This is a genomic window from Ursidibacter sp. B-7004-1, from assembly GCF_053654055.1.
In genome coordinates, this window is the sequence record NZ_JBSIUP010000084.1 from 1 (window position 1) to 665 (window position 665).

The window sequence follows — 665 nt, forward strand, 5'->3', positions numbered from 1 at the left end:
AATATGGCACTAGACGGATTGGAAGCCTTGCTTGCTGAGCATTTTGGTAAAAAGCAAAGCAGGCAGATAATCCGTAACAAAACCTATATGGTACGATATGCGGATGATTTTATTATTTCGGGAAGTTCGCAAGAAATACTGGAAGAAAAGGTTATCCCATTAGTTAAAGCTTTCTTGGCAGAGCGTGGTTTAACGCTATCAGAAACAAAAACTAACATCGTACACATTGAGCAAGGATTTGACTTTTTAGGTTGGACAGTTCGACGGTTTAAACGGAAAGTACTTATCAAACCGAGTAAGAAAAATGTGGAAACATTCTACCGAAAAGTGAAAAGAGTATTGAATGAAATGCGAACCGCCAAACAGTCTGACATCATTAAAGTATTAAACCCAATGCTCAGGGGGTGGGCAAACTATCATAGACATATTGTTGCAAAAGCAACCTATAATCGAATGGATATGTTAATTTGGAAAGTCTTATGGAAATGGTGTCGCCGCCGTCATTCAAATAAAGGGAGACGTTGGATAAAAGAGAAATACTTTTGTACTACGGCAACTCGGAATTGGGTGTTTGGCACAGTAGATACTAATGAAAAAGGCGAACAATATCCTCTTGATTTGCTTTATTGTAGTGATACTAAGATAAAACGACATAAGAAAATAAA

At 37.4% G+C, this 665-nt stretch carries 1 protein-coding gene; it reads left to right on the forward strand.

Annotated elements, in window-relative coordinates; genetic code table 11:
* On the forward strand, positions 1 to 665 hold a 665-nt coding region (locus ACWIW0_RS11320; protein WP_454453397.1), incomplete at both ends, for a group II intron maturase-specific domain-containing protein.